We start from the raw sequence: 548 nt of genomic DNA, 5'->3' as shown, positions 1-548 counted from the left end.
CGCCGGCGATTGAAGCAAGCTTCAATCCCGCTGCCCCTCGACTTGCATGTGTTAAGCCTGTAGCTAGCGTTCATCCTGAGCCAGGATCAAACTCTTCATTGTAAAATATTTTTATATATCCCTAAGGATATCTTTTGTCTCTGTTCAGGATACCGTTTTATCTTTAATTGACGGTTTATTCTTACTTTTCATCACATCATTTATATAATGCGACGCTTGTACTACATTCTGTTTGTTTATCTAAAATCTTTCAAAGAACTTTCTTTCGTTTTGGAAGCGAAAGCGTTTGCAAAGGTAAGGGATTTATTTTTAACTACCAAACTTTTTCGAAAGTTTTTTTTGAAAAAGTTTTTTTCAGTTTGAAAACCAGACTTTCTTTCTCGCTCCCTTGCTACTACAAGGTAAGATACTCAAAAGAATTTTCAGCTCTCCTTACTCTGCTTCAGCATGTCAACTTAACCGCTCTCCCTCTCGAAAGCGGATGCAAAGGTACAGACTTTTTTCATTCCTGCAATAGTTTAAACGACTTTTTTTCAAAAAAAATATCA

The 548-nt window shown here is 36.3% G+C and carries 1 protein-coding gene and 1 rRNA gene; one reads left to right on the top strand and one right to left on the bottom strand.

All coding sequences use genetic code 11. From position 1 onward, the window contains the following. Nucleotides 1-102, bottom strand: a 16S ribosomal RNA gene (locus H6A61_RS15370); the annotation flags it as partial. 257 nt (nucleotides 103-359) lie between these two features. Here H6A61_RS15370 and H6A61_RS15365 point away from each other — a divergent pair. Further along, nucleotides 360-548 (top strand): hypothetical protein (locus H6A61_RS15365; RefSeq protein ID WP_204394779.1); only part of this gene is annotated, 189 nt, incomplete at its 3' end.

It is taken from the genome of Bacteroides caecigallinarum (genome assembly GCF_016901995.1).
GTDB classification, from domain to species: Bacteria; Bacteroidota; Bacteroidia; order Bacteroidales; family Bacteroidaceae; genus Phocaeicola; species Phocaeicola cellulolyticus.
This window is presented reverse-complemented; position numbering and strand designations above follow the sequence as displayed.